Raw genomic sequence first — 3,010 nt, forward strand, 5'->3', positions numbered from 1 at the left:
GTGTCAGGAGGTGGGGGAGCGGGCGCGGCTGATTGAGGTGGATTACGCCTCGCACGGCCCTCAGGTGGAGGAGATCCGCGACGAGTTGATGCGGGTGCTCGAGGGTGTCCGTCCGCTCGATGCGTCCGGTTCGGGCACGGCGTTCTACTCGACCGTGACCGGCGGCCGTGCCGTCACCACCGACCTGGACGCCGCCTACTGGGTGACCAATCTCCGTGAGCGGGTGCGGTTCACGGATGCCGTCGAGGCGCTGCTGGCGGACGGGCATCGGGTGTTCATCGAGGCCAGTACGCATCCCGTGCTCACGCTCGGTCTGCAGGAGACCTTCGAGGAAGCCGAGATCCCGGCCGTCACCGTGCCTACGCTGCGCCGCGATCACGGTGGGCAGGCCCAGCTCCTCCACTCGCTCGCCCAGGCGTTCACCGCCGGGGTCGATATCGACTGGAGGCCGGCGTTCCCGGCCGACCCCACCCCTCGTACGGTCGATCTGCCCACCTACGCCTTCCAACGCCAGCGCTACTGGGCCACCGCCACCGGCGGGGTCGGCGATGTGGGCGCCGCGGGGCTACAGCGGGTGGAGCATCCGTTGGTGCGGGCGGCGGTGGGCCTGGTCGATGGCGGGCTGGTGCTGACTGGACGGGTGTCGGCCACTGGCGGTGACGGCTGGCTCGGTGACCATGTGGTCGCCGGAGCCTCGCTGGTGCCGGGCGCGGCGTTGGTGGAGTGGGCGTTGCGGGCGGCGGATGAGGCGGGCTGTGGCGGCATCGAGGAACTGGCGCTGCAGGTGCCGTTGGTGCTGCCGGAGTCGGGCGGGCTGCGGGTGCAGATCGTGGTGGGCGAGGCCGCCGAGGACGGGCGGCGCGAGGTGCGGGTGTACTCCCGGCCCGATCGCGATGCCGAGCCCGGCGCCGATCCGGACTGGGTGTCCCATGCGGAGGGCGTCCTGAGCCCGCCGACCGCACCGACCGCACCGGGCGCGCCGAGCGCGGCCGAGGAACTGGCGGGAGTCTGGCCTCCCGAGGGCGCGAAGCCGCTGGACCTCGAGGACTTCTACGCGCATGCCGCGGCGTCGGGCTATGCGTACGGGCCGTCGTTCCAAGGAGTGCGCGCCGTGTGGCGGGACGGTGCGGACCTGCTGGCCGAGGTGGCGCTGCCCGAGGCGGCCGGGGACGCGGATGGATTCGGCATCCATCCGGCACTGCTCGACGCCGCCCTGCATCCCATGCTGCTCGCCGCCGACATCGAGTCGGCCGACGACGGTGTGATGCGGCTGCCGTTCGCCTGGAACGGTGTGTCGTTGTGGGCCACGGGGGCGACCACCGTCCGGGTCCGGCTCTCGCCCCATCAGAGCGGTGCGGCGGGTGAGCGCGGGGTGAGGGTGGTCGTGGCCGATGGCATGGGCGCCCCGGTGCTCACGGTCGACTCCCTGACGATGCGCCCCGCCGACCCCCGTCAGCTGCGGTCGGTGGGCGGACGTGGCGTCGATGGGCTGTTCACGCTGGACTGGATCCCGATGCCCGACGTGCCGGACGCGGACGCCTCCGACACCATGGGCTGGGTCGTACTGGGTGAGGACGCCCTGCACCTGGCCGAGGAGCCCGGACCCGGCGGCGGGGGAGTGGTGTGCCATCCGGCTCTCGAAGCGCTGGTCGCCGCGCTCGACGACGGTACGCCACCTCCGGCGTTCGCCGTGACCCACCTGCCCGCCGACGGTGGCCCGGCGGGAGCCGGAGCCGCGGCCAGGGCGGCTGATGGCTTGGCTGCCGTCGGCCATGCGCTGGAGCTGGTGCAGGGCTGGCTGGCCGAACCGCGGCTGGCCGACGCCCGGTTGGCGGTGGTGACACGTGGCGCGGTGTCGATCGACGGCCCTGATGAAGGCGGGGAATCCGACGACGGAGAGCCGAATGTGGCCGCCGCGGGGCTGTGGGGTCTGCTGCGGAGTGCGCAGGCGGAGCACCCGGACCGGTTCGTCCTCCTCGACCTTCACCAGGCCACCGCTCCGGCCGTGGGTGAGGTGGCGGATGCCGTGGTCCGTGCGGTACGGGCGGATGAGCCACAGGCGGCGCTGCGCGGCGGGCGACTGGTGGTGCCCCGGCTGATGCGTGCGCATGCCACCGGCGGTGCCGACGAGGCGGAATCCGGCGGGCTGAGCCCTGGTGGGCTCGACCCCGACGGCACGGTGCTGATCACCGGTGGCACGGGTCTGCTGGGCGGTCTGGTGGCCGAGCATCTCGTACGTACGTGGCAGGTCAAGCATCTGGTCCTGGTCAGCCGGCGTGGCTCGGACGCGCCCGGAGCACCGGAGTTGGCCGAGCGGCTGAACGATCTCGGTGCTCAGGTGCGGATCGTCGCGGTGGATGTCACGGACGCCGGTGCGGTGGCGGACGCGGTGGCCGGTATCGACCCGGCGCATCCGCTGACCGGTGTCATTCATGCGGCGGGGCTGCTGGATGACGCGGTGGTCACCTCGCAGACGCGGGAACAGGTGGCGCGGGTGTGGGCGGCGAAGGCCACGGCGGCCGCCCATCTGCACACCGCCACGGCGGATCTTCCGCTCCGCATGTTTGTGATGTTCTCCTCGGCCGCCGGAGTCGTGGGCAACGCGGGTCAGGCCGGATACGCGGCGGCCAACGCGTTTGTCGACGCACTGGTCGCCCATCGACGGGCGCTGGGGCTGCCCGGGCTCTCCCTCGCATGGGGGCTGTGGGCGCGGGCCAGCGAGATGACCGGGCATATGGGTCGGGCGGACCTGACGCGACTGCGCGGAATGCGGCCGTTGTCGTCCGAGCGCGGGCTGGCCCTGCTGGACGCCGCATGCCGGTTCGCGAACCCGCTGACGGTGGCCGTGGACTTCGAACCGGCTGGGGTGGCCGGTGAGGATCTTCCGGCGGTGCTGCGGGGGTTGGTGTCCGGTCGGGCCGCGCGTCGGATGGCGGCCGGTGGGGTGGGGGTCTCGGGGTTGGGTGCTGAGTTGGTGGGGTTGGATGCGGCTGGTCGGTTGGGTGTGGTG

The 3,010-nt window shown here is 72.7% G+C and carries 1 protein-coding gene; it reads left to right on the forward strand.

The window, feature by feature from the left end; genetic code table 11:
* Positions 1-3,010 (forward strand): SDR family NAD(P)-dependent oxidoreductase (locus IEJ02_RS47615; RefSeq protein WP_191070478.1); only part of this gene is annotated, 3,010 nt, incomplete at both ends.

The sequence above is a fragment of the Streptomyces sp. 5-10 genome (assembly GCF_014712245.1).
Lineage (GTDB): Bacteria > Actinomycetota > Actinomycetes > Streptomycetales > Streptomycetaceae > Streptomyces > Streptomyces violaceusniger.